We start from the raw sequence: 24,539 nt of genomic DNA on the forward strand, positions 1-24,539 counted from the left end.
GGTTGGCTCGGTTGCAGCGGATGGGCGGATTTTATGCCATCCGCAACACCTGTGGCAGCGGCTTCGGCCGTCAACAGGTCAATACAGGCAGAAATGAAATCCGCTAGTCTTGGTTAGCCATTGAAGGAGCCAGTGCATGTTCGAATCCGCCGAAATCGGCCACAGCATCGACAAGGAGGCTTACGACGCCGAGGTACCCGCTTTGCGCGAGGCCCTGCTCGAAGCCCAGTACGAACTCAAGCAGCAGGCGCGCTTCCCGGTGATCGTACTGATCAACGGCATCGAAGGCGCGGGCAAGGGTGAGACGGTAAAACTGCTCAACGAGTGGATGGACCCGCGCATGATCGATGTGCTCACCTTCGACCAGCAGACCGACGAAGAGCTGGCCCGCCCGCCGGCCTGGCGTTACTGGCGGGCCTTGCCACCGAAAGGGCGGATGGGGGTGTTCTTCGGCAACTGGTACAGCCAGATGCTGCAGGGGCGGGTGCACGGGGTGTTCAAGGACGCCGTGCTCGACCAGGCCATCACCGGCGCCGAGCGCCTGGAGCAGATGCTGTGCGACGAAGGCGCGCTGATCATCAAGTTCTGGTTCCACCTGTCCAGGAAGCAGATGAAGGCACGGCTGAAATCGCTCAAGGACGACCCGCTGCACAGCTGGAAGATCAGCCCGCTGGACTGGCAGCAGTCGGAAACCTATGACCGTTTCGTGCGTTTTGGCGAGCGCGTGCTGCGTCGCACCAGCCGCGACTATGCACCGTGGCATATCGTCGAAGGTGTCGATCCCAACTACCGCAGCCTGGCGGTGGGGCGCATTCTGCTCGAAAGCCTGCAGGCAGCGCTGGCCAACAACCCGAAGGGCAAGCACCAGGGCAACGTTGCGCCGCTGGGGCGCAGCATCGACGACCGCAGCCTGCTCGGCGCGCTGGACATGACCCTGCGCCTGGACAAGCCAGACTACCAGGAACAACTGGTCACCGAGCAGGCCCGCCTGGCCGGCCTGCTGCGCGACAAACGCATGCGCCGGCATGCCCTGGTAGCTGCATTCGAAGGCAACGATGCGGCCGGCAAGGGCGGTGCCATCCGCCGCGTGGCGGCAGCGCTGGACCCGCGCCAGTACCGCATTGTGCCGATCGCCGCGCCCACTGAAGAAGAGCGTGCTCAGCCTTACCTGTGGCGGTTCTGGCGGCATATTCCGGCGCGCGGCAAGTTCACCATCTTCGACCGCTCGTGGTATGGCCGGGTGCTGGTGGAGCGGGTGGAAGGTTTTTGCACCCCGGGGGACTGGATGCGCGCTTACAGCGAGATCAACGATTTTGAAGAGCAGTTGGTGAATGCGGGCGTGGTGGTGGTCAAGTTCTGGCTGTCGATCGACCAGCAGACCCAGCTGGAGCGTTTTGAAGAGCGCGAGCAGATCCCGTTCAAGCGCTACAAGATCACCGAGGATGATTGGCGCAACCGCGAAAAGTGGGACGACTACGCCCAGGCGGTCGGCGACATGGTCGACCGCACCAGCAGCGAGATCGCACCGTGGACGCTGGTGGAGGCCAACGACAAGCGCTGGGCGCGGGTGAAGGTGTTGCGCACTATCAATCAGGCGCTTGAGGCGGCGTTTGCCAAGCACAAGAAGTAGGTTGCCTGTTCTGGCCTCTTCGCGGGTGAATGCTGGGCGCTCCGCGGACCCTGTGGGAGCGGGCGCGCCCGCGAAGAATCCAACGCGGTGCATGGCACCGGCTGCGCCGGTGTTCGCGGGCACGCCCGCTCCCACAGGGTCCCTGCTGAATCAGTAAGTTATGTGCAGTTCTATGAGATCGGTTCATCGAGGCGTCGAACCGCCGCGAAGGGGTCGGCACAGGACATACGCTTGCCCAGCCATGCCCCAGAAGAATGACCTGATGAATTCTTTTCTCGGCACTCTCCACCGCCCCCACCCTCCAAGCCCGTAGAATTCAACCACCCCACCACGGGCTTGATCGAGGACGCTATGCACACCACTTCCGGCCGCTGGGGCTTTGGCCTGTTCCTGGCACTTCTGACCGCGCTGCTCTGGGGCATCTTGCCGATCAAGCTCAAGCAGGTGCTACAAGTGGTCGACCCGGTGACGGTCACCTGGTATCGCCTGCTGGTCTCCGGCGGCCTGCTGTTCGTCTGGCTGGCGACCAAGCGCCAGCTGCCGTCATTGCGCAAGCTGTCGGCCGGTGGCAAGGGCCTGGTGGTGGTGGCCGTGCTCGGGCTGATGGGCAACTACGTGCTGTACCTGATCGGCCTCAACCTGCTCAGCCCGGGCACCGCGCAGCTGGTGGTGCAGATTGGCCCGGTGCTGTTGCTGGTGGCCAGCGTGTTCGTGTTCCGTGAACGCTTCAGCCTCGGGCAAGGCGTGGGCCTGCTGATCCTGCTGGCGGGCTTTGGCCTGTTTTTCAACCAGCGCCTGGAAGAACTGCTGACTTCACTGGGAACCTACACCACCGGTGTGCTGACCATTCTGCTGGCGACCAGCATCTGGGTGTTCTACGCCCTGAGCCAGAAGCAGCTGCTGACAGTCTGGCATTCGCAGCAGGTGATGATGGTGATCTACCTCAGTTGCGCTGCGCTGTTGACGCCCTGGGTGCACCCGCTGCAAGCCTTGCAGCTGACGCCGGTGCAGGGCTGGCTGTTGCTGGCCTGCTGCCTGAATACCCTGGTGGCCTACGGCGCGTTTGCCGAGGCGCTGGCGCACTGGGAGGCGTCGCGGGTGAGTGCCACCCTGGCGCTGACCCCGCTGGTGACCTTTGTCGCGGTGGCGCTGGCGGCGGTGGTATGGCCTGAGCATGTGCATGCCGAGGACATCAATGCCCTGGGTTATGTGGGGGCGGTGACCGTGGTGCTGGGTTCGGCACTGGTGGCGCTGGGGCCCTCGCTGGTGGCCAGCTGGCGCTCGAGACGGGCGCGGCTGGCCCAGGCTCGTTGATCGCCTGCCCCGGCGATAGGGCCGGGGCGGGGCAATAAAGAGCTTATCCCTTGCCCCCCGGTGCCAGCATGTTCTCGGGCCGCACCCACTGGTCGAACTGCTCATTGGTCAGGTACTTCAGCTCCAACGCCGCCTCGCGCAGGGTCTTGCCCTCGCTGTAGGCCTTCTTGGCGATCTCCGCCGCCTTGTCATAGCCAATATGCGGGTTCAGCGCCGTCACCAGCATCAGCCCCCGTTCCAGGTGCGCGGCCATCTGCTCGGCATCCGGCTCGATACCCGCCACGCAGTGCAGCTGGAAGTTGCGGCAGCCATCGGCCAGCAATTCGATCGACTGCAGCAGGTTGTGGATGATCACCGGCTTGAACACGTTCAGCTGCAAGTGGCCCTGGCTGGCGGCAAAGCCAATCGCCGCATCATTGCCCAGCACCTGGCAGGCCAGCATCGACAGCGCCTCGCACTGGGTAGGGTTGACCTTGCCCGGCATGATCGAGCTGCCTGGTTCATTGGCCGGCAGGCGTACCTCGGCAAGCCCGGCGCGCGGGCCGGAGCCGAGCAGGCGCAAGTCGTTGGCGATTTTCATCAGGGCCACGGCCAGGGTCTTCAGGGCACCCGCCAGGCTGGTCAGCGGTTCGTGGCCGGCGAGGGCGGCAAACTTGTTTGGCGCGGTGACGAACGGCAGCCCGGACAGCGCCGCCAGCTCGGCGGCAATGGCTTCGGCAAAGCCATGCGGGGCGTTGAGCCCGGTACCCACGGCGGTGCCGCCCTGGGCCAGCTCGCACACCGCTGGCAGGGTGGCGCGGATGGCGCGCTGGGCATAGTCCAGCTGGGCAACGAAGGCGGACACTTCCTGGCCGAAGGTGATCGGCGTGGCGTCCATCATGTGCGTGCGACCGGTCTTGACCAGCTTGTGGTGGCGTGCAGACAGCTCCGCCAGCCCCGAGGACAGTTCGGCGATTGCAGGTAGCAGTTTGTCATGCACCGCCTGGGCTGCCGCAATGTGCATGGCGGTGGGGAAGCAGTCATTGGAGCTCTGCGAGCGGTTGACGTGATCGTTAGGGTGTACTGGCGCCTTGCCGCCCCGGCCTTTGCCGGCCAGTTCGTTGGCGCGCCCGGCGATTACTTCGTTGGCGTTCATGTTGCTTTGGGTGCCGCTGCCGGTCTGCCACACGACGAGCGGAAACTGGTCATCGTGCTGTCCGTCCAGCACCTCGTCGGCGGCCTGTTCGATCAGCCGGGCGATGTCCGCCGGCAGGTCGCCATTGCGGTCGTTGACACGCGCCGCGGCTTTCTTGATCAGCGCCAGGGCGTGCAGCACCGCGAGGGGCATGCGTTCCTTGCCGATGGCAAAGTTGATCAGCGAACGCTGGGTCTGCGCACCCCAGTAGGCGTCCTCCGGAACTTCGACCGGGCCCAGGCTGTCTGTCTCGATACGGCTCATTCTGTACGCACTCCTGTGTAGTTCGAAATCGCAGTTTAGGCCCTGATTCGACCGAGCGGTTCCGTCGCTCGTCGTGCCACTTGAGCACATCGCCACCACGGCGCAGAATGCTCTACCCTGAGGTACCTGCCTCCCCCTCTTTGAAGGAAATGCAATGACCCGTCTCCGTGTCCTTTGTGCCGCCGTTGCCCTGGCTTGCGCCAGCGGCCAGGTGCTCGCTGCCACCGCCAGCCACAACGCTGCTGCCGAGAAATTCCTGACCCTGGCCAACGCCGACAAGCTGGGCACCCCGGTGTACATGCAGGTCCAGCAGATGTTTGCCCAGCGCTTCGCCCAGACCAAGGCCCCGGCCAGCAAGCAGCCGGTACTCGAAGGCTACCAGGCCAAGGCCAACGCCGCGCTGGACAACGCCATCGGCTGGAACAAGCTGAAGCCGAAGATGGTCGACCTGTACACCCAGACCTTCACCGAGCAGGAGCTCAAGGACCTGGTCAAGTTCTACGAATCGCCGCTGGGCAAGAAAGTGCTGCGTGAAATGCCCAAGGTCACCCAGCAGTCGGCCCAGCTGACCCAGCAGAGCCTGGAGCCTGCGGTACCTGTGGTCAACAAGCTGCTCGAAGACATGACCAAGGAACTGGACCCGAACGCAGGCAAGGCCGCCGTTCCGGCGAAAAAGTGAGAACGCCGCAATGACCATGCAACAGCGTATCGAACAGCAGCTGGCAGCCCTGGCGCCGCAACATCTGCAGGTGCTCGATGAAAGTCACATGCACAGTCGTGGTCAGGAGACCCACTACAAGGCAGTGATCGTCAGCGAGCAGTTTGCCGGGTTGAGCAGCGTCAAGCGCCACCAGAAGGTGTACGCCACCATGGGTGAGCTGATGGGGCAGATCCATGCCCTGGCCATTCATACCTATACCGGCGAAGAGTGGGCCAAGGTCGGTGTTGCACCGGCCTCGCCGGTGTGCGCGGGCGGCGGGCACTGAAACCTTGCTGTTGTTCTGGTAGAATTCGCTACATCCCAAAAGGGGGCTGCTGTGCAGCCCATCGCCGGCAAGCCAGCTCCCACAGGTAAAGCGCCCTACTTGAGAGTGGTGCAGTATCTGTGGGAGCTGGCTTGTCGGCGATGGACCGCACAGCGGCCCCCTGTTTTTTGCACAACCCGGTCCGCCCCTTACGAGGGCACCCACCTGGAGATCCTGCTTCATGTCTCAACCGATCGTCGTCGCGGCGCTGTACAAGTTCGTCACCCTGCAAGACTACGTCGAGCTGCGCGAGCCGCTGCTCGAGGCCATGGTAAACAACAACGTCAAAGGCACCCTGCTGCTTGCCCATGAGGGCATCAACGGCACCGTGTCGGCCACCCGCGAAGGCATCGATGGCCTGCTGGCCTGGCTGCGCACCGACCCACGCCTGGTCGACGTCGACCATAAAGAGTCGTACTGCGACGAGCAGCCGTTCTACCGCACCAAGGTCAAGCTCAAGAAAGAGATCGTCACCCTCGGCGTGCCGGGCGTGGACCCGAACCAGGCCGTCGGCACCTACGTCGAGCCCAAGGACTGGAACGCCCTGATCAGCGACCCTGAAGTGCTGCTGATCGACACCCGCAACGACTACGAAGTGGCCATCGGCACCTTCAAGGGCGCCCTCGATCCCAAGACCGAAACCTTCCGCGAGTTCCCCGAGTACATCAAGGCCAACTTTGACCCGAGCAAGCACAAGAAGGTTGCCATGTTCTGCACCGGCGGCATTCGTTGTGAAAAAGCTTCCAGCTACATGCTCGGTGAAGGCTTCGAGGAGGTCTATCATCTTAAAGGCGGCGTCCTGAAATACTTCGAAGAAGTGCCTCAGGAACAAAGCCTGTGGGACGGCGACTGCTTCGTCTTCGACAACCGCGTCACGGTGCGCCATGACCTGAGCGAAGGCGAGTACGACCAGTGTCACGCCTGCCGCCACCCGATCAATGCAGAGGAGCGCGCGTCCGAGCACTATTCGCCAGGTGTCAGCTGCCCGCATTGCTGGGACACCCTGAGCGAAAAGACCCGGCGCAGTGCCATCGACCGGCAGAAGCAGATCGAACTGGCCAAGGCGCGCAACCTGCCGCACCCGATCGGTTTCAACTACAAAGCCGAGGCCTGATGCATGTCTGCACGCCTGATCTATGTGATGGACCCGATGTGCTCCTGGTGCTGGGGTTTCGCGCCAGTGGCCGCGGCCCTGATCGCCCAGGCGCGTGAGGCCGGCGTGCCCACCCGTGTGGTGCCAGGCGGGCTGCGCACCGGCGGCAGCGCGCTGGACAGCTCTACCCGCAAGTACATCCTCGAACACTGGCAGGCGGTGGCTGAAGCGACCGGCCAGCCGTTCCGTTTCGAGGGTGCCATGCCCGACGGTTTCGTCTACGACACCGAGCCTGCCTGCCGCGCCCTGGTCACGGCCCGCGAGCTGGACGCCGAGCGCGTCTGGCCGTTGCTGGCGCTGATCCAGCGCGGGTTCTATGAGCAAGGCATGGATGTGACCACCGCGCCGCAGCTGGTCGACCTGGCCGAACAGGCGGGCTTCGACCGCGCCGTGTTCGCCCAGGCCTTCGCCGGCGCCGACACGCGCGCCGCGACCGCTGCCGATTTCAGCTGGGCCCAGGACCTGGGCATTGCCGGGTTCCCGACCCTGCTGGCCGAGCGCCACGGCCAGCTGGCCTTGCTGACCAACGGCTACCAGCCGCTGGACAGCCTGCAGCCGTTGCTTGGCCGCTGGTTGCAGCAGGCCGCCTGTGCTTGATGTGCCTGGGTCACCCGACCCGGTACCGGGCAAGCCTTGCGCTGCGGCCGATCGACTGAGCTGGGCGGAAATTCGCCGTCTGGCCCTGCACCACAAGAAAAACCTCTGGTCTGCCAACCTCATCGCCGTACTGGCAGCGTGCTGCAGCGTGCCCATTCCGTTGCTGCTGCCACTGTTGGTCGATGAAGTGCTGCTGGGTCATGGTGATGCCGCGCTGAAATGGATGAACAACCTGCTGCCGTCCGGTTGGCAGGTAGCGGCCGGTTACATCGGCTTGATGCTGTGCCTCACGCTTTGCCTGCGCCTGGCGGCGCTGGCGTTCAATGTGGTCCAGGCCAAGCTGTTCGCGGGTCTGGCCAAGGACATCGTGTACCGCCTGCGCATTCGCCTGATCGAGCGGCTGAAGCGGATTTCGCTGAAGGAATACGAAGACCTGGGCAGCGGCACGGTCACCACTCACCTGGTCACCGACCTGGACACCCTCGACAAGTTCGTCGGCGAAACCCTCAGCCGCTTCCTGGTGGCCATGCTGACCTTGACCGGCACCGCGGCCATCCTGATCTGGATGCACTGGCAGCTGGCCCTGCTGATCTTGCTGTTCAACCCGCTGGTGATCTATTTCACCGTACAGCTGGGCAAGCGCGTCAAGCACCTGAAAAAGCTCGAGAACGACAGCACCGCACGCTTCACTCAGGCGCTGACCGAAACCCTCGATGCCATCCAGGAGATCCGCGCCAGCAACCGCCAGGGCTACTTCCTCGGCCGCCTGGGCCTGCGTGCCCGCGAAGTGCGCGACTTCGCCGTGGATTCGCAATGGAAGAGCGACGCCAGCGGCCGTGCCAGTGGCTTGCTGTTCCAGTTCGGCATCGATATCTTCCGGGCTGCGGCCATGTTGACCGTGCTGTTCTCCGACCTGTCGATCGGGCAGATGCTGGCAGTGTTCAGCTACCTGTGGTTCATGATCGGGCCAGTGGAGCAGCTGCTCAACCTGCAGTACGCCTACTATGCCGCTGGCGGCGCATTGAGCCGGCTCAACGAGCTGCTGGCGCGGGCCGACGAACCGCAATACCCGGCTGCCAGCGACCCGTTCGCCGGGCGCGAGACAGTGGGTATCGATGTGCGCGATCTGCGCTTTGCCTATGCCGACGAACCGGTGCTGGAGCACCTCGACCTGTCCATTGCCCCGGGCGAAAAAGTGGCCATCGTAGGTGCCAGCGGCGGTGGCAAGAGCACCCTTGTGCAGCTGTTGCTGGGGCTTTACAGCGCCCAGGCCGGCACCATCCGCTTTGGCGGTGCCAGCCTGCAGGAAATCGGCCTGGAAACCCTGCGTGAAAACGTCGCAGTGGTGTTGCAGCACCCGTCGCTGTTCAACGACAGCGTGCGTGCCAACCTGAGCATGGGCCGCGATTGCAGTGACGAGGCTTGCTGGCAGGCGCTGCGCATTGCCCAGCTGGATGCCACCATCGCCGCCTTGCCGCAGGGCCTGGACAGCGTGGTGGGGCGCTCGGGTGTGCGTTTGTCGGGTGGCCAGCGCCAGCGCCTGGCAATTGCCCGCATGGTATTGGCCGAGCCCAAGGTGGTGATCCTCGACGAGGCCACCTCGGCCCTGGACGCCGCTACCGAGTACAACCTGCACCAGGCCCTGGCGCGCTTCCTCAGCGGCCGTACCACGCTGATCATCGCCCACCGGCTGTCGGCGGTGAAGCAGGCTGACCGGGTGCTGGTGTTCGATGGCGGGCATGTGGCCGAAGACGGTGACCATCAGCAACTGATTGCCGACGGTGGGCTGTATGCCAAGCTCTACGGACATCTCCAGCAGAGCTGAACCTCAAGCCAGCACAGGCCGTACAAATTCCCGGTTTTCTGTCATAAAAATCCCCTCCACGAAGATGGCAAATGGCCTACGCTGTGCTTGTCTGGGTTGATTTGCGCCTTATCTGCTCTGTGACAGGGACTCCATGAAGGGACATCGCACTCTAGAAGCGCCAAAGTTGCTCGGCATTACCTGGCCCTTCATCGCCGTCGTGGTCTTCCAGGTGGCGCTGGGCAGCCTCAGTCTTTATACGCTCTCGGCCGTGCGCGCCTATGTTGCGGGCGAAAGCCTGTGGTCCAAGGCGCAGAAAGACGCCATCTACTACCTCACCCTGTATGCCGAAAACCGCGACGATAGCACCTATCAGCGCTATCGCCAGGCCATCACCGTGCCCCAGGGCGACCAGCAGGTGCGCGAAGTGCTGGACCACCCGCGGCCCGACCTGGACGCCGCGCGCCAGGCTGTGCTGCAAGGTGGCAACCACCCCGACGATGTCGAGCGGATCATCTGGTTCTACCGCAACTTCCGTAACGTCAGCTACATGCAGACCGCCATCGACTTCTGGAACATTGGCGACGAGTACCTGGCCAAGCTGGATGTACTGGCCGGCGAAGTGCGCCAGCGCTTCAGCAGCGGCCCGCCGGTGGATGCGCGCACGGTCGATGACTGGCAGGCCCGTATCGTTGCCATCAACGAAGGCGTCACGCCGGCCGCGAAAGCGTTCAGCGATGCCTTGGGCGAAGGCTCGCGCATGCTGCTGCGGGTGCTGCTGATCACCAACCTGCTGACCGCGCTGTTTCTGATTGCCATCGCTTGGCGTCGTTCGAGCAAGCTGCTGGCCCAGCGGCAGGCCTTCGCCAGCGCTCTGCAGGAAGAAAAAGAGCGCGCGCAAATCACCCTGCAGGCCATTGGCGATGCGGTGATTACCACCGATGTGGAGGGCTACATCGGCTACATGAACCCGGCCGCCGAGCAACTGACCCACTGGCAGGCCGGCCAGGCCCAGGGACTGCCGCTGTCGGCGCTGTTCAGCCTGGTTGACGAACATGCCGAGGAGGATGGCCGCAGCCTGGTCGAGCAGGTACTTAGCGGCAGCCTCAAGGGCGGCGCCGAGCATGCCCGGCTGATCCAGCGCCTGGATGGCAGCACCGTGTCGATCAACCTGGTGGGCTCGCCAATCGTCAATGAGGGCCAGGTCAGCGGTATGGTGCTGGTGCTGCACGACATGACCCAGGAGCGCCAGTACATCGCCAACCTGTCCTGGCAGGCCACCCACGACGCCCTGACCGGTCTGGCCAACCGCCGCGAGTTCGAATACCGCCTGGAGCAGGCGCTCAATGGCCTGGCGCGCCAGGCTGGGCGGCATTCGCTGATGTTCCTCGACCTCGACCAGTTCAAGCTGGTCAACGACACCTGCGGGCATGCCGCCGGCGACGAGTTGCTGCGGCACATCTGCGCCGTGCTGCAATCCGGCTTGCGCGAAGGCGACACCCTGGCGCGGCTGGGCGGCGACGAATTTGGCGTGCTGCTGGAAAACTGCCCGCCCGACCAGGCCGAGCGCATTGCCGAGCAACTGCGGCAGATGGTGCAGAGTTTGCACTTTGTCTGGAAAGGCCGGCCGTTCGTCACCACGGTCAGCATCGGCCTGGTGCACATGGCCCAGGCGCCCGGCACCCTGGAGACTTCGCTGCGCGCCGCCGACATGGCCTGCTACATGGCCAAGGAGAAGGGCCGCAACCGCGTGCAGGTGTACCACGCCGACGACAGCGAGCTGTCCATGCGCTTTGGCGAAATGGCCTGGATCCAGCGCTTGCATGTGGCCCTGGAAGAAAACCTCTTTTGCCTGTACGCGCAGGAAATCGCCCCGCTGAAATCGTTCGAAGGCCCGGGCCATATCGAGATCCTGTTGCGCCTGCACGATGAAAGCGGGCGCACCATCCTGCCCAGCAGCTTCATCCCGGCGGCGGAGCGCTATGGCCTGATGACCGCGCTGGACCGCTGGGTGGTGCGCAATGTGTTCCAGGTCATTCGCCAGTGCCTGGACGAAGGGCGCGAAGGGCCGTTGTCGATCTGCGCCATCAACCTTTCGGGGTCGAGCATTGGTGACGACAAGTTCCTCGAATACCTGCAGCGGCTGTTTGTCGAGTACGCCATTCCGCCGCGCATGATCTGTTTCGAAATCACCGAAACCAGCGCCATTGCCAACCTGGGCAGCGCTATCCGCTTCATCAACGAGTTAAAGGGGCTGGGCTGCAGGTTCTCGCTCGATGATTTCTGCGCCGGCATGTCCTCGTTCGCCTACCTCAAGCATTTGCCCGTGGATTTCCTCAAGATCGACGGCAGTTTCGTCAAGGACATGCTCGACGACCCGGTCAACCGGGCCATGGTCGAGGTCATCAACCACATCGGCCATGTGATGGGCAAGCGCACCATTGCCGAGTTTGTCGAAACACCCTTGATCGAGCAGGCCCTGCAGGAAATAGGCGTGGATTACGCCCAGGGCTACCTGATCGAACGCCCTCAGGTGTTCACCTGTGACAGTCTGCAGCGCCAACGGATCGCCGCCCGGCCTCTGTTGCAGCGGGCGCCTGGCACCTTTCGCTAGCTAGAAATCACAAGGATCAAGGAGCTGAAAGTGATTGATGCATTCATCCGTATCGGGCCTTTGATGGACCCCGCCAGCTACCCCCAATGGGCCCAGCAACTGATTGAAGACTGCCGAGAAAGCAAGCGCCGGGTGGTCGAGCATGAGTTCTACACGCGCCTTCGCGATGGCCAGCTGAAGCAGTCGACCATCCGCCAGTACCTGATCGGTGGCTGGCCGGTGGTAGAGCAGTTCTCGCTGTACATGGCCCATAACCTGACCAAGACCCGCTACGGCCGGCATCAGGGCGAAGACATGGCGCGGCGCTGGTTGATGCGCAACATCCGTGTCGAGCTCAACCACGCCGACTACTGGGTGAACTGGTGCCAGGCCCACGGCGTGCACCTGCACGAGTTGCAGGCGCAGGAAGTGCCGCCCGAGCTGAACGGCTTGAACGACTGGTGCTGGCGCGTGTGCGCTACCGAGAACCTGGCCATTTCCATGGCGGCCACCAACTATGCCATCGAAGGTGCGACCGGCGAATGGTCGGCGGTGGTGTGCTCTACCGATACCTATGCGCAGGGGTTCCCGGAGGATCAGCGCAAGCGGGCGATGAAGTGGCTGAAGATGCACGCCCAGTACGATGATGCGCACCCGTGGGAGGCGCTGGAGATCATCTGTACCCTGGCTGGCGAGAACCCGACCCTGGGCTTGCGAACCGAGCTGCGCCGGGCGATTTGCAAGAGTTATGACTGCATGTACCTGTTCCTGGAGCGGTGCATGCAGCTGGAAGGGCGCCAGCAGGGGCGTATGCGCCCGGCGTTGGCGGCGGGCTGACCGTTCGTCTGTGCCGGCCCCATCGCCGGCAAGCCAGCTCCCACAGGGGGCCCACATTGCCCTGGCTTGAGGTGATCCTGTGGGAGCTGGCTTGCCGGCGATAGGGGCCGGACAGGCAAAAGCTTTACTGGGCGTTCAGCGCCTGCCCATTCACCGCCTTGCTGTCCGGCCCCATCAGGTATACATACACCGGCATGATCTCTTCGGGCAGCGGGTTGTTGTGCGGGTTTTCGCTGGGGTAAGCCTGGGCCCGCATCGCCGTGCGCGTGGCGCCCGGGTTGATGCTGTTGGAGCGCACCGGCGCCACACCCTCCAGTTCATCGGCCAGGGTCTGCATCAGGCCTTCGGTGGCGAACTTCGACACCCCGTAGGCGCCCCAGTAAGCCCGCCCCTTGCGCCCGACGCTGCTGCTGGTGAACACCACCGAGGCGTCTTCCGACAGTTTCAGCAGCGGCAACAGGGTGCTGGTGAGCATGAAGGTGGCATCGACGTTGATGTGCATCACCCGCATGAAGTTTTCACCCGACAGCTGCTCCAGCGGCGTGCGCGGGCCGATGATCGAGGCGTTGTTGAGCAGGCCGTCGAGGCGGCCGAACTGGTCCTCGATCATCACGGCCAGCTCGTCGTACTGATGGGGCAGGGCGGTTTCCAGGTTGAACGGGATCACCACCGGCTGCGGATGCCCGGCGGCTTCGATCTGGTCATACACCTCGTTCAGGTTGGCCTCGGTCTTGCCCAGCAGCAGCACAGTGGCGCCCAGCGCGGCGTAGGCCTTGGCAGCAGCGGCGCCAATGCCGCGGCCGGCACCGGTAACCAGGATGACCCGGCCTTGCAGCAGGTCGGGGCGGGCGGTGTAGTCGAACATGGTTCTGTCCTTCGTGTTCGTTGGCGCAGCACCGCTCCCACGGGGACTGTGCTGCGGTCTAGGCGGGGTTCAGCAGCCGCACAGCGCGCTGTCGATCACTTTGCGCAGGTCCAGCGGGTGGTCCACCACCACGTCGGCACCCCAGTTGTTGGGGTTGTCCTCTGGATGAATATAGCCGTAGCGCACGGCCGCCGTGCGGGTGCCGGCATCGCGGCCAGACTCGATGTCGCGCAGGTCGTCACCGACGAACAACACGCTGGCCGGGTCCAGGCCCAGGGTGGCGCAGGCCAGGATCAGTGGCTCGGGGTCGGGCTTGCTGTTTTTCACGTGGTCCGGGCAGATCAGCAGCGCCGAACGCTCGGCCAGGCCCAGTTGCTGCATGATCGGCTCGGCGAAGCGCACCGGCTTGTTGGTGACCACGCCCCACAGCAGGTTGCCCTTCTCGATGTCGCCCAGCAGCTCGGCCATGCCGTCGTACAGTTTGCTGTGCACCGCGCAGTCGCGCTGGTAGCGCTCCAGAAACTCCAGGCGCAGGGCCTCGAAGCCTTCTGCCTCCGGGTTCATGGCAAAGGTGGCGGCGACCATGGCACGGGCGCCCCCGGAAATCACGTCGCGGATGCGCTGGTCGTCAATGGCCGGCAAGCCGCGTTCGGCGAGCATGGCCTGGCAAATGGCGATGAAGTCCGGCGCCGTGTCGAGCAAGGTGCCGTCCATGTCGAAGAGTACTGCTCGCAAACGCATGCTCATTCCTCGCGCAGGGTCTGGATCATGTAGTTGACGTCAACGTCGCTGGCCAGCTTGTAGTGCTTGGTCAGCGGGTTGTAGGTGAGACCGATGATGTCCTTCACCTGCAGGCCGGCATCGCGGCTCCACGCGCCCAGCTCGGACGGGCGGATGAACTTCTTGAAGTCGTGGGTACCGCGGGGCAGCATCTTGAGGATGTACTCGGCGCCGACGATGGCCAGCAGGTAGGCCTTGGGGTTGCGGTTGATGGTGGAGAAGAACACCTGGCCGCCGGGCTTGACCATGCGGTAGCAGGCGCGAATCACCGAAGACGGGTCGGGCACGTGCTCGAGCATTTCCAGGCAGGTGACCACGTCGAACTGTTCGGGCATTTCTTCGGCCAGGGCTTCGGCGGTGATCTGCCGGTAGTCCACCTGCACGCCCGATTCCAGCTGGTGCAGCTGGGCCACGGCCAGGGGCGCCTCGCCCATGTCGATACCGGTCACCGTGGCGCCGCGCAGGGCCATCGCTTCGCTGAGGATGCCGCCGCCGCAACCCACGTCCAGCACTTTCTTGCCGGCCAGGCTGGCGCGTTCATCGATCCAGTTGACGCGCAGCGGGTTGATTTCGTGCAGCGGCTTGAACTCGCTTTCGCGGTCCCACCAGCGGTGGGCCAGCGCTTCGAACTTGGCGATTTCGGCGCGGTCGACGTTGCTCATTGAACAGTCCTCTGAAACTTCGCAAAATTGCGCAGGAGTATACCCGAGCGCTCAGGGCCGAGGGTCGCTATAATCGCCGGCTTTTGATATCCGAACGACGGGGAGAGGCGATGCGCGAGCGACTTTTGGCGGCGGAGAAGGTGACCGGGATCCGCTGGCAGGGCGGCGTCCTGCACCTGCTCGACCAGCGCCTGTTGCCGTCCGAGGAGCGCTGGCTGGCCTGCGACAATGTCGCGCAGGTGGCCGCAGCCATCCGCGACATGGCGGTGCGCGGCGCCTCGGCCATCGGCGTTGCCGCAGCCTACGGCCTGGTGCTGGCGCTGGAAGAGCGGCTGGCCGAGGGCGGTGACTGGGAAATGGACCTCGAAGAAGACTTCCTCAGCCTGGCCGAGGCGCGCCCCACCGCCGCCAACCTGTTCTGGGCGCTGAACCGCATGCGCGAGCGCCTGCTGCGGCTGCGCCAGGGCGAAGACGTGCTGCGGGCGCTGGAGGCCGAAGCCGTGGCCATTCATGAAAGCGACCGTGAAGCCAACCTGACGATGGCGCAGTACGGCATCGAGCTGATCCGCCGGCACCAGGGCAATGCCCAGGCCCTGCTCACCTACGGCAACGCCGGTGCCCTGGCCAGTGGCGGTTTCGGCACCGCGTTGGGGGTGATTCGCGCGGGCTATCTGGAAGGCATGGTCGAGCGGGTATATGCCGGCGAGACCCGTCCGTGGCTGCAAGGCTCGCGGCTGACCGCCTGGGAGCTGGCCAACGAAGGCATCCCGGTGACCTTGTGCGCCGACTCGGCGCTGGCTCACCTGATGAAAAGCAAGGGCATTACCTGGGTGGTGGTGGGGGCGGACTGCATTGCCGCAAACGGCGATGTGGCCAGCAAGATCGGCACCTACCAGCTGGCGGTCAGTGCCATGCACCATGGGGTGCGGTTCATGGTGGTCGCGCCGAGCACCAGCATCGACCTCAACCTGGCTACTGGCGAGGAGATTCCGCTGGAAGAGCGTGAGGCCGATGAGTTGCTGGACTATGCCGGTACCCGGGTGGCGCCGGATGTCGAAGTGTTCAACCCGGTATTCGATGTGACCCCGGCTGACCTGATCGATGTAATTGTGACCGAGCGCGGGATTGTCGAGCGTCCGGATACGGCCAAGCTGGCGCAGTTGATGTGTCGCAAGCGGTTGCATTGATAATTGTGCCGGCCTCTTCGCGGGGGCACAGGCAACAAAAAATCAAGATTCAAACCCACTTCTTGCTACCCGCCACATCTCCCCACTGCCCCGCCTTTGTGGTAACATCCGGCAGTTTCCAAGACCGCCCATCACGGCGGCCTTCATTGCGCAGATCCATGGCACAACTCATTGATTTGTCGTAAGTCGTCGCACGCTTATACGCTGCGGCGGCGAGCTTCGTTCGGCCCTTGATGGAGCTGCGAAGTTTCACCAGAAAAAGGAATCAGGCTTCTCATGGGCGAACTGGCCAAAGAAATCCTCCCGGTCAATATCGAAGACGAACTGAGACAGTCTTACCTCGACTACGCGATGAGCGTGATTGTCGGGCGAGCGCTGCCCGATGCACGTGACGGCTTGAAGCCCGTGCATCGTCGCGTTCTCTATGCGATGAGCGAACTGGGCAACGACTGGAACAAACCGTACAAGAAATCCGCCCGTGTGGTCGGTGACGTGATCGGTAAGTACCACCCGCACGGCGACACTGCGGTCTACGACACCATCGTGCGTATGGCCCAGCCGTTCTCGCTGCGTTACCTGCTGGTCGACGGCCAGGGCAACTTCGGTTCGGTGGACGGCGACAACGCTGCGGCCATGCGATACACCGAAGTGCGCATGACCAAGCTGGCCCACGAGCTGCTGGCCGACCTGCACAAGGAAACCGTCGACTGGGTGCCCAACTACGACGGCACCGAGCAGATCCCGGCGGTCATGCCGACCCGTATCCCGAACCTGCTGGTCAACGGCTCCAGCGGTATCGCCGTGGGCATGGCGACCAACATCCCGCCACACAACCTCGGTGAGGTCATCGACGGCTGCCTTGCGCTGATCGACAACCCGGAAGTCACCATCGATGAGCTGATGCAGTTCATCCCCGGGCCAGACTTCCCGACTGCCGGCATCATCAACGGTCGCCAGGGCATCATCGAGGCCTATCGCACCGGCCGGGGCCGCATCTACATGCGCGCCCGCTCCGAAATCGAAGACATCGACAAGGTCGGTGGCCGCCAGCAGATCGTGATTACCGAGCTGCCGTACCAGCTGAACAAGGCGCGCCTGATCGAAAAGATCGCCGAGCTGGTCAAAGAGAAGAAGATCGAAGGCATCACCGAGCTGCGTGACGAGTCCGACAAGGACGGCATGCGCATCGTCATCGAGCTGCGTCGCGGCGAGGTGCCCGAGGTGGTGCTCAACAACCTCTACCAGCAAACCCAGCTGCAGAGCGTGTTCGGCATCAACGTGGTTGCCCTGATCGACGGTCGTCCGCGCCTGCTCAACCTCAAGGACCTGCTTGAAGCGTTCGTCCGTCACCGCCGTGAAGTGGTGACCCGGCGTACCGTGTTCGAGCTGCGCAAGGCCCGCGAACGCGGCCATATCCTTGAAGGCCAGGCGGTCGCGCTGTCCAACATCGACCCGGTCATCGCCCTGATCAAGGCTTCGCCGACGCCGTCCGAGGCCAAGGAAGCGCTGATCACCACGCCGTGGGAATCCAGTGCCGTGCAGGTCATGGTCGAGCGCGCCGGCGCCGATTCCTGCCGCCCTGAAGACCTGCCGGAGCAGTACGGCCTGCGCGAAGGCAAGTATTACCTGTCGCCGGAACAGGCCCAGGCCATCCTCGACCTGCGCCTGCACCGCCTGACCGGCCTGGAGCACGAGAAGCTGCTGGCCGAGTACCAGGAAATCCTCGAGCAGATCGGCGAGCTGATCCGCATCCTCAGCAGCGCCGAGCGCCTGATGGAAGTGATCCGCGAAGAGCTGGAAGCGATCCGCGCCGAGTACGGCGATGTGCGTCGCACTGAAATCCTCAATGCCAGCCACGACCTCAACTACGGCGACATGATCCCGGAAGAAGAGCGCGTGGTGACCATCTCCCACGGTGGCTATGCCAAGACCCAACCATTGTCGGCCTACCAGGCTCAGCGCCGTGGCGGCAAGGGCAAGTCGGCGACCGGTGTGAAGGACGAGGACTACATCGAGCATTTGCTGGTCGCCAACAGCCACGCCACCCTGTTGCTGTTCTCCAGCAAGGGCAAGGTGTACTGGAAGAAGACCTACGAAATCCCGGAAGCGTCGCGTGCTGCCCGTGGTCGCCCGCTGGTCAACCTGCTGCCGCTGGAGGAGGGTGAGCGCATCACCGCCATGCTGCAGATCGACCTCGAGGCCCTGCAGCAGAACGCCGACCTCGACGAAGAACTGGAAGACGCCGATGACACCGTGCTCGAAGGTGAGCTGGTAGAGCCTGAAGAAGTCGACGAAGAAGAAGGCGATACCCCGGAGTGGGTGGCAGAGCCGACCGGCGCGTATATCTTCATGGCCACTGCCTCCGGCACCGTCAAGAAGACCCCGCTGGTGCAGTTCGCCCGCCCGCGCTCCAACGGCCTGATCGCCCTGAAGCTTAAAGAAGGTGACACCCTGATTGCTGCGGCCATCACCGACGGTGCCAAGGAAGTCATGATGTTCTCCGACGCCGGCAAGGTGATCCGCTTCGCTGAAAGCGTGGTGCGCGAAATGGGCCGTACCGCCCGTGGCGTGCGCGGCATGAAGCTGGGCAAGGGGCAGCAGATCATCTCCATGCTGATCCCCGAGTCCGGCGCGCAGATCCTTACCGCCTCCGAGCGTGGCTTTGGCAAGCGCACCCCGCTGTCCAAGTTCCCGCGTCGCGGCCGTGGTGGCCAGGGCGTGATCGCCATGGGTACCAAAGGGCGCAACGGCCTGCTGGTCGGTGCCATCCAGGTGCAGGAAGGCGAAGAGATCATGCTGATCTCCGACCAGGGCACGCTGGTGCGTACCCGGGTTGGCGAGGTGTCCAGCCTCAGCCGCAACACCCAGGGCGTGACCCTGATCAAGCTGGCGACCGACGAGACGCTGGTAGGTCTGGAGCGTATCCAGGAGCCATCCGAGGAAGAGCTCGATGATGTGATCGAGAACGACGAGGAGGGCGTCGAGGCCGATGCGCCCGACGATGAAGCTGCTGGTGCCGAAGAGGCCCCGCAGGAATAAGCAAGCGTAAAACCCGAACGGGGCGACCAAGGTCGCCCCGTTTGACTGATGACAGCAGGCCTTTGGGGCCGCTGTACGGCCCATCGCCGGCAAGCCAGGCTCCCACAGGTAAAGCGCCAGCCTGAAGTTTGTGCGTTCCCTGTGGGAGCTGGCTTGCCGGCGATGGCCTGCAGGGCAGGCCCATGGCAGGTGACACAGATTCATCGGGTCAGCACTGAATTTAGAATTTGTACCATTTGGCAGAGCGAGAGTGGATGTGAGCAAACGAGCCTTTAACTTCTGCGCAGGCCCTGCCGCGCTTCCTGACGCTGTCTTGCAGCGCGCCCAGGCCGAGATGCTGGACTGGCACGGCAAGGGCTTGTCGGTGATGGAGATGAGCCATCGCAGCGACGATTACGTGGCCATCGCCGAAAAGGCCGAGCAGGACCTGCGTGACCTGCTGTCCGTCCCCTCCAACTACAAGGTGCTGTTCCTGCAGGGCGGCGCCAGCCAGCAATTCGCCGAAATCCCGCTGAACCTGCTGCCGGAAAACGGCACCGCCGACTACATCGAGACCGGCATCTGGTCGAAGAAGGCCATCGAGGAAGCGCGCCGCTTCGGCAACGTCAACGTCGCCGCCAGCGCCAAGCCGTTCGACTACCTGGCCATCCCGGGCCAGAACGAGTGGAACCTGACCAGCAATGCGGCCTACGTGCACTATGCGTCCAACGAAACCATCGGTGGCCTGCAGTTCGACTGGGTGCCGCAGACCGGTGACGTGCCGCTGGTGGTCGACATGTCGTCCGATATCCTCTCGCGCCCGATCGACGTGTCACAGTTCGGTCTGATCTACGCCGGTGCCCAGAAAAACATCGGCCCGAGCGGCCTGGTGGTGGTGATCGTGCGTGAAGACCTGCTGGGCCGCGCCCGCAGCAGCTGCCCGACCATGCTCGACTACAAGGTCTCGGCCGACAACGGTTCGATGTACAACACCCCGGCCACCTACTCCTGGTACCTCTCGGGCCTGGTCTTCGAGTGGCTGAAAGAGCAGGGTGGCGTCGACGCCATGGAGCAGCGCAACCGCGCCAAGAAAGAGCGCCTGTACGGCTTCATCGACAACAGCGATTTCTACACCAACCCGATCAGCGTCAACGCCCGTTCGTGGATGAACGTGCCGTTCCGCCTGGCTGACGAGCGCCTGGACAAGGCCTTCCTCGCTGGCGCCGATGCCCGCGGCCTGCTCAACCTCAAGGGCCACCGCTCGGTGGGCGGCATGCGCGCTTCCATCTACAACGCCTTGGGCCTCGAGGCTGTGGAAGCCTTGGTTGGCTACATGGCCGAATTCGAGAAGGAGCACGGCTGATGTCCGAACAGGAACTCAAGGCGCTGCGCGTGCGCATCGACAGCCTTGACGAGAAGATTCTCGAGCTGATCAGTGACCGCGCCCGTTGCGCCGAAGAAGTGGCGCGGGTCAAGACTGCCTCGCTGCCAGCTGGCGAAAAGCCGGTTTTCTACCGCCCCGAGCGTGAAGCCGCCGTGCTCAAGCGCGTGATGGAACGCAACAAGGGCCCGCTGGGCAACGAAGAGATGGCGCGGCTGTTCCGCGAAATCATGTCGTCGTGCCTGGCCCTGGAGCAGCCGCTGAAAATCGCCTACCTGGGCCCTGAAGGTACTTTCACCCAGGCAGCGGCCATGAAGCACTTCGGCCATGCGGTAATCAGCCGGCCGATGGCTGCCATCGACGAAGTGTTCCGTGAAGTGGCGGCCGGTGCCGTCAACTTCGGTGTGGTGCCGGTGGAAAACTCTACCGAAGGTGCGGTCAGCCACACCCTGGACAGCTTCCTCGAGCACGACATGGTGATTTGCGGCGAAGTCGAGCTGCGTATTCACCACCACCTGCTGGTGGGCGAGAACACCAAGACCGACAGCATCACCCGCATCTACTCCCACGCCCAGTCGCTGGCCCAGTGCCGCAAGTGGCTGGACGCGCACTACCCGAACGTGGAGCGCGTGGCAGTGTCGAGCAACGCCGAGGCCGCCAAACGGGTCAAGGGCGAGTGGAATTCGGCGGCGATCGCCGGTGACATGGCGGCCAACCTGTATGGCCTGACCCGCCTGGCCGAGAAGATTGAAGACCGCCCGGACAACTCCACGCGCTTCCTGATGATCGGCAGCCAGGAAGTGCCGCCGACCGGCGACGACAAGACCTCGATCATTGTTTCGATGAGCAACAAGCCGGGTGCGTTGCACGAGCTGCTGGTGCCGTTCCACCAGAACGGCATCGACCTGACCCGCATCGAGACCCGCCCCTCGCGCAGCGGCAAGTGGACCTACGTGTTCTTCATCGACTTCGTCGGCCACCACCGCGACCCACTGATCAAGGCGGTGCTCGAGCAGATCAGCCAGGAGGCTGTGGCGCTGAAGGTGCTGGGCTCGTATCCGAAGGCGGTGCTTTGATTCAAGGCCAATGGGGCCGCTCTGCGGCCCATCGCCGGCAAGCCAGCCCCCACAAGTACAGCGCAAGCTCGCAGGTTTGCAGTGTCCCAGTGGCCTCGCAGGGGCCGGGCAACTTTCAGGTTTGCACGGTCCCTGTAGGAGCTGGCTTGCCGGCGATGGGCTGCAAAGCAGCCCCAATGGCCCTAACAGGCTGTCTAGATTTCTGAACAGGGTTCGCACCAGTGGTAAAAGCAGCAAAAACCAAACCCGCGCCAATCATCAACCGGCTGGTCGTGGTCGGCCTCGGCCTGATCGGTGGCTCGTTCGCCAAGGGCCTGCGTGAAAGCGGCCTGTGCCGCGAAGTGGTCGGTGTCGATCTGGATGCCCCCTCGCGCAAGCAGGCCGTGGCCCTGGGCGTGGTCGACCGCTGCGAAGAAGACCTCGCCGCCGCTTGTATGGGCGCCGACGTTATCCAGTTGGCCGTGCCGATCCTGGCCATGGAAAAGCTCCTGACGCGCCTGGCGCAGCTGGACCTTGGCGCTGCCATCATTACCGACGTCGGCAGCGCCAAGGGCAACGTGGTGCGTGAAGCGCGCGCCGTCTTCGGTGCGCGCCTGCCGCGCTTCGTCCCGGGCCACCCCATCGCCGGTTCCGAGCAGAGTGGGGTGGAGGCCTCCAACGCCGCGCTGTTCCGCCGTCACAAGGTCATCCTCACGCCGTTGGCGGAAACCGACCCAGCCGCGCTGGCCCTGGTCGACCGCCTGTGGCGTGCGCTGGACGCAGACGTCGAGCACATGCCGGTCGAGCGCCATGACGAAGTGCTGGCCGCCACTAGCCACCTGCCGCACCTGCTGGCCTTTGGCCTGGTCGATTCGCTTGCCAAGCGCGATGAAAACCTCGAGATCTTCCGGTACGCTGCGGGGGGCTTCCGCGATTTCACGAGGATCGCTGGTAGCGACCCGACCATGTGGCATGACATCTTTCTTGCCAACCGCGACGCTGTGCTGCGCACGCTTGATACATATCGCAGTGATCTCGACGCCTTGCGCGACGCGATCGCTGAAGGGGACGGGCACCAGCTGCTGGGTGTATTCACCCGCGCTCGGGTGGCCCGCGAGCATTTCAGTAAAATCCTGGCCCGCCGGGCCTATGTGGACGCTATGAACGCCAACGATCTGATTTTCCTGGCCCAACCAGGTGGCCGCCTGTCCGGACGCATCCGTGTACCGGGCGACAAGTCGATTTCCCACCGCTCGATCATGCTCGGCTCGCTGGCCGAAGGCACCACCGAGGTCGAGGGTTTCCTCGAAGGTGAGGATGCACTGGCGACCCTGCAGGCATTTCGTGACATGGGTGTGGTCATCGAAGGCCCCAGCCATGGTCGCGTGACCATTCACGGTGTCGGCCTGCACGGCCTCAAGCCACCACCCGGCCCGCTATACGTGGGTAACTCCGGCACGTCGATGCGCCTGCTGTCGGGCCTGCTGGCCGGCCAGTCGTTCGACGTGACCATGACCGGCGACGCCTCGCTGTCCAAGCGCCCTATGAACCGTGTGGCCAACCCGCTGCGCGAAATGGGTGCGGTGGTCGAGACTGGCCCTGAAGGCCGTCCGCCGCTGACCATCCGCGGTGGCCACACGCTCAAGGGGCTGACCTACACGCTGCCGATGGCCAGTGCCCAGGTCAAATCCTGCCTGCTGCTGGCCGGTCTGTATGCCGAAGGCAAGACCACCGTCACCGAGCCTGCGCCTACCCGCGACCACACCGAGCGCATGCTGCGCGGCTTCGGTTACCCGGTCGAAAGCAATGGGCCGGTTGCCTCGCTGCAATCCGGTGGCAAGCTGACTGCAACCCGCATCGAAGTACCGGCCGACATTTCCTCGGCGGCGTTCTTCCTGGTGGCGGCGTCCATTGCCGAAGGCTCCGAGCTGGTACTGGAGCATGTCGGCATCAACCCGACCCGTACCGGTGTAATCGACATCCTGCGCCTGATGGGCGGCGACATCACCCTGGAAAACCAGCGTGAAGTGGGTGGCGAGCCGGTCGCCGACCTGCGCGTGCGCGGTGCCAGGCTGAAGGGTATCGACATCCCTGAGAACCTGGTGCCGCTGGCCATCGACGAGTTCCCGGTGCTGTTCGTCGCTGCCGCCTGCGCCGAAGGCCGCACCGTGCTGCGTGGTGCCGAGGAACTGCGGGTGAAGGAGTCCGACCGCATCCAGGTCATGGCCGATGGCCTGATCACCCTGGGTATCAAGTGCGAGCCTACCCCGGACGGCATCATCATCGACGGCGGCCAGCTGGGCGGCGGCGAAGTGCATGGCCACGGTGACCACCGCATCGCCATGGCCTTCAGCGTCGCCTCGCTGCGTGCCAGCGCGCCGATCCGCATTCATGACTGCGCCAACGTCGCCACCTCGTTCCCCAACTTCCTGGCGCTGTGCGCAGAAGTCGGCATTCGCGTGGCAGAAGAGGGCAAGTCGTGAGTTCGAAAGCACCCATCATCACCATCGACGGGCCAAGTGGCTCTGGCAAGGGCACGGTTGCCGGGCTACTGGCACGCGAGCTGGGCTGGCGGCTGCTCGATTCCGGTGCGCTGTACCGCCTGCTGGCGTTCAACGCCAGCAACCACGGCGTCGACCTGACCAATGAAGAGCTGCTGACCAAGCTTGCCGCCCATCTGGATGTGCAGTTCATTGCGGCCGAGCCCGGTAAGCTTCAGCAGACGATCCTTGAAGGCGAGGACGTCAGCCAGGTGATCCGCACCGAAACCGTCGGTGCCGGTGCCTCCATGGTCGCCTCACTGCCTGCGGTGCGCGATGCGCTGCTTCAGCGTCAGCGCGCTTTCCGTGAACTGCCCGGCCTGATCGCCGACGGCCGCGACATGGGCACCGTGGTGTTCCCGGACGCGCCGTTGAAGGTCTTCCTTACTGCCAGTGCAGAAGAGCGTGCTCGTCGCCGTTACCTGCAGTTGAAGGGCAAGGGTGAAGATGTTAGTCTGTCGAGTCTGCTGGATGAGATTCGTGCGCGTGATGAGCGCGACACCCAACGCGCAGTGGCCCCGCTGAGACCAGCGGCCGATGCCATTCAGTTGGACTCTACCGAGTTGTCCATCGAGCAGGTGCTGCAACGTATCAGAAGCGAGATCGCATTACGCGACATTGCCTGATAGCCAGGAAAGCAGGCAGGTGCACCAGTCAACG

The 24,539-nt window shown here is 63.9% G+C and carries 19 protein-coding genes; 15 read left to right on the forward strand and 4 right to left on the reverse strand.

The features are described from left to right. Positions 1 to 136 precede the first annotated feature (136 nt). Both pap and AC5O5R_RS06705 read left to right on the forward strand, forming a co-directional pair. The gene (pap, locus tag AC5O5R_RS06700; RefSeq protein ID WP_172223483.1) at positions 137 to 1,630 is read left to right on the forward strand and encodes a polyphosphate:AMP phosphotransferase; all 1,494 of its coding nucleotides are present in this window, start codon (positions 137 to 139) and stop codon (positions 1,628 to 1,630) included. A gap of 351 nt (positions 1,631 to 1,981) precedes the next feature. Further along, entirely contained in the window at positions 1,982 to 2,944 is a 963-nt protein-coding gene (locus tag AC5O5R_RS06705; protein ID WP_172223479.1) for a DMT family transporter, read from the forward strand. Between the two features lie 43 nt (positions 2,945 to 2,987). Here the strand turns inward: AC5O5R_RS06705 and AC5O5R_RS06710 are convergent, their stop codons facing one another. Next, positions 2,988 to 4,382 (reverse strand): class II fumarate hydratase, encoded by a 1,395-nt coding sequence (locus tag AC5O5R_RS06710; protein WP_172223475.1) that lies wholly within the window; start codon positions 4,380 to 4,382, stop codon positions 2,988 to 2,990. A 154-nt stretch (positions 4,383 to 4,536) separates the two neighbouring features. Here AC5O5R_RS06710 and AC5O5R_RS06715 point away from each other — a divergent pair, with 154 nt between their 5' ends. The 7 genes from AC5O5R_RS06715 (at position 4,537) to AC5O5R_RS06745 (ending at position 12,391) form a co-directional block, all read left to right on the forward strand. After that, positions 4,537 to 5,061 carry a DUF2059 domain-containing protein gene (locus AC5O5R_RS06715; RefSeq protein WP_172223471.1) on the forward strand — a complete coding sequence of 175 codons (525 nt, stop codon included), beginning with the start codon at positions 4,537 to 4,539 and terminating at the stop codon, positions 5,059 to 5,061. 10 nt (positions 5,062 to 5,071) lie between these two features. Next, positions 5,072 to 5,368: a BolA family protein gene (locus tag AC5O5R_RS06720; protein WP_172223468.1), complete on the forward strand. Its 297-nt coding sequence runs from the start codon at positions 5,072 to 5,074 to the stop codon at positions 5,366 to 5,368. Positions 5,369 to 5,588: 220 nt separating this feature from the next. After that, positions 5,589 to 6,521, forward strand: a complete 933-nt coding sequence (gene trhO, locus AC5O5R_RS06725; RefSeq protein ID WP_172223465.1) for an oxygen-dependent tRNA uridine(34) hydroxylase TrhO — start codon at positions 5,589 to 5,591, stop codon at positions 6,519 to 6,521. A gap of 3 nt (positions 6,522 to 6,524) precedes the next feature. Continuing rightward, the gene (locus AC5O5R_RS06730; protein WP_172223460.1) at positions 6,525 to 7,157 is read left to right on the forward strand and encodes a DsbA family protein; all 633 of its coding nucleotides are present in this window, start codon (positions 6,525 to 6,527) and stop codon (positions 7,155 to 7,157) included. Continuing rightward, a complete protein-coding gene (locus AC5O5R_RS06735) occupies positions 7,150 to 8,982 on the forward strand; it encodes an ABC transporter ATP-binding protein (protein WP_172286131.1) in 1,833 nt (610 codons plus the stop codon). The genes AC5O5R_RS06730 and AC5O5R_RS06735 overlap by 8 nt, the downstream gene beginning before the upstream one ends. Before the next feature lie 133 nt (positions 8,983 to 9,115). Next, complete coding sequence (locus AC5O5R_RS06740) at positions 9,116 to 11,575, forward strand: EAL domain-containing protein (RefSeq protein ID WP_494515099.1); 2,460 nt, start codon at positions 9,116 to 9,118, stop codon at positions 11,573 to 11,575. A 30-nt stretch (positions 11,576 to 11,605) separates the two neighbouring features. Further along, on the forward strand, positions 11,606 to 12,391 hold the full coding sequence (locus AC5O5R_RS06745) for an iron-containing redox enzyme family protein (protein WP_172223449.1): 786 nt from the start codon (positions 11,606 to 11,608) through the stop codon (positions 12,389 to 12,391). 124 nt (positions 12,392 to 12,515) lie between these two features. On the opposite strand, the gene AC5O5R_RS06750 is transcribed toward AC5O5R_RS06745, so the two are convergent. The 3 genes from AC5O5R_RS06750 to ubiG all read right to left on the reverse strand — a co-directional run bounded on the left by AC5O5R_RS06750 (position 12,516) and on the right by ubiG (position 14,698). After that, positions 12,516 to 13,256: a YciK family oxidoreductase gene (locus AC5O5R_RS06750; protein ID WP_494515100.1), complete on the reverse strand. Its 741-nt coding sequence runs from the start codon at positions 13,254 to 13,256 to the stop codon at positions 12,516 to 12,518. Between the two features lie 69 nt (positions 13,257 to 13,325). Continuing rightward, a complete protein-coding gene (gene mupP / locus AC5O5R_RS06755) occupies positions 13,326 to 13,997 on the reverse strand; it encodes an N-acetylmuramic acid 6-phosphate phosphatase MupP (protein ID WP_172233374.1) in 672 nt (223 codons plus the stop codon). Between the two features lie 2 nt (positions 13,998 to 13,999). Beyond that, entirely contained in the window at positions 14,000 to 14,698 is a 699-nt protein-coding gene (gene ubiG / locus AC5O5R_RS06760; RefSeq protein WP_172233371.1) for a bifunctional 2-polyprenyl-6-hydroxyphenol methylase/3-demethylubiquinol 3-O-methyltransferase UbiG, read from the reverse strand. 110 nt (positions 14,699 to 14,808) lie between these two features. On the opposite strand from ubiG, the gene mtnA reads away from it, so the two are divergent. The 6 genes from mtnA to cmk all read left to right on the forward strand — a co-directional run bounded on the left by mtnA (position 14,809) and on the right by cmk (position 24,505). Beyond that, on the forward strand, positions 14,809 to 15,885 hold the full coding sequence (mtnA, locus tag AC5O5R_RS06765) for an S-methyl-5-thioribose-1-phosphate isomerase (protein ID WP_172232536.1): 1,077 nt from the start codon (positions 14,809 to 14,811) through the stop codon (positions 15,883 to 15,885). Positions 15,886 to 16,161: 276 nt separating this feature from the next. Then, positions 16,162 to 18,924, forward strand: coding sequence for a DNA gyrase subunit A (gene gyrA / locus AC5O5R_RS06770; RefSeq protein WP_172286133.1), 2,763 nt, complete (start codon positions 16,162 to 16,164; stop codon positions 18,922 to 18,924). A 256-nt stretch (positions 18,925 to 19,180) separates the two neighbouring features. Next, positions 19,181 to 20,266 (forward strand): 3-phosphoserine/phosphohydroxythreonine transaminase, encoded by a 1,086-nt coding sequence (gene serC, locus AC5O5R_RS06775; protein WP_172232397.1) that lies wholly within the window; start codon positions 19,181 to 19,183, stop codon positions 20,264 to 20,266. After that, entirely contained in the window at positions 20,266 to 21,360 is a 1,095-nt protein-coding gene (gene pheA, locus AC5O5R_RS06780; protein ID WP_172286134.1) for a prephenate dehydratase, read from the forward strand. Before serC ends, pheA begins: the two co-directional genes overlap by 1 nt. A 254-nt stretch (positions 21,361 to 21,614) precedes the next feature. Continuing rightward, positions 21,615 to 23,822, forward strand: coding sequence for a bifunctional prephenate dehydrogenase/3-phosphoshikimate 1-carboxyvinyltransferase (locus tag AC5O5R_RS06785; RefSeq protein WP_372242460.1), 2,208 nt, complete (start codon positions 21,615 to 21,617; stop codon positions 23,820 to 23,822). Then, the gene (gene cmk, locus AC5O5R_RS06790; RefSeq protein ID WP_172230675.1) at positions 23,819 to 24,505 is read left to right on the forward strand and encodes a (d)CMP kinase; all 687 of its coding nucleotides are present in this window, start codon (positions 23,819 to 23,821) and stop codon (positions 24,503 to 24,505) included. The genes AC5O5R_RS06785 and cmk overlap by 4 nt, the downstream gene beginning before the upstream one ends. Positions 24,506 to 24,539 lie beyond the last annotated feature (34 nt).

The sequence above is a fragment of the Pseudomonas sp. 8_5_2 genome, assembly GCF_059295255.1.

Coding starts and splice junctions, on each gene's coding strand:
- mtnA (WP_172232536.1), top strand. CDS start 14,809: ATGCGCGAGCGACTTTTGGCGGCGGAGAAGGTGACCGGGATCCGCTGG.
- ubiG (WP_172233371.1), bottom strand. CDS start 14,698: ATGAGCAACGTCGACCGCGCCGAAATCGCCAAGTTCGAAGCGCTGGCC.
- gyrA (WP_172286133.1), top strand. CDS start 16,162: ATGGGCGAACTGGCCAAAGAAATCCTCCCGGTCAATATCGAAGACGAA.
- pheA (WP_172286134.1), top strand. CDS start 20,266: ATGTCCGAACAGGAACTCAAGGCGCTGCGCGTGCGCATCGACAGCCTT.
- AC5O5R_RS06730 (WP_172223460.1), top strand. CDS start 6,525: ATGTCTGCACGCCTGATCTATGTGATGGACCCGATGTGCTCCTGGTGC.
- AC5O5R_RS06750 (WP_494515100.1), bottom strand. CDS start 13,256: ATGTTCGACTACACCGCCCGCCCCGACCTGCTGCAAGGCCGGGTCATC.
- pap (WP_172223483.1), top strand. CDS start 137: ATGTTCGAATCCGCCGAAATCGGCCACAGCATCGACAAGGAGGCTTAC.
- AC5O5R_RS06710 (WP_172223475.1), bottom strand. CDS start 4,382: ATGAGCCGTATCGAGACAGACAGCCTGGGCCCGGTCGAAGTTCCGGAG.
- AC5O5R_RS06705 (WP_172223479.1), top strand. CDS start 1,982: ATGCACACCACTTCCGGCCGCTGGGGCTTTGGCCTGTTCCTGGCACTT.
- AC5O5R_RS06740 (WP_494515099.1), top strand. CDS start 9,116: ATGAAGGGACATCGCACTCTAGAAGCGCCAAAGTTGCTCGGCATTACC.
- AC5O5R_RS06715 (WP_172223471.1), top strand. CDS start 4,537: ATGACCCGTCTCCGTGTCCTTTGTGCCGCCGTTGCCCTGGCTTGCGCC.
- trhO (WP_172223465.1), top strand. CDS start 5,589: ATGTCTCAACCGATCGTCGTCGCGGCGCTGTACAAGTTCGTCACCCTG.
- mupP (WP_172233374.1), bottom strand. CDS start 13,997: ATGCGTTTGCGAGCAGTACTCTTCGACATGGACGGCACCTTGCTCGAC.
- AC5O5R_RS06720 (WP_172223468.1), top strand. CDS start 5,072: ATGACCATGCAACAGCGTATCGAACAGCAGCTGGCAGCCCTGGCGCCG.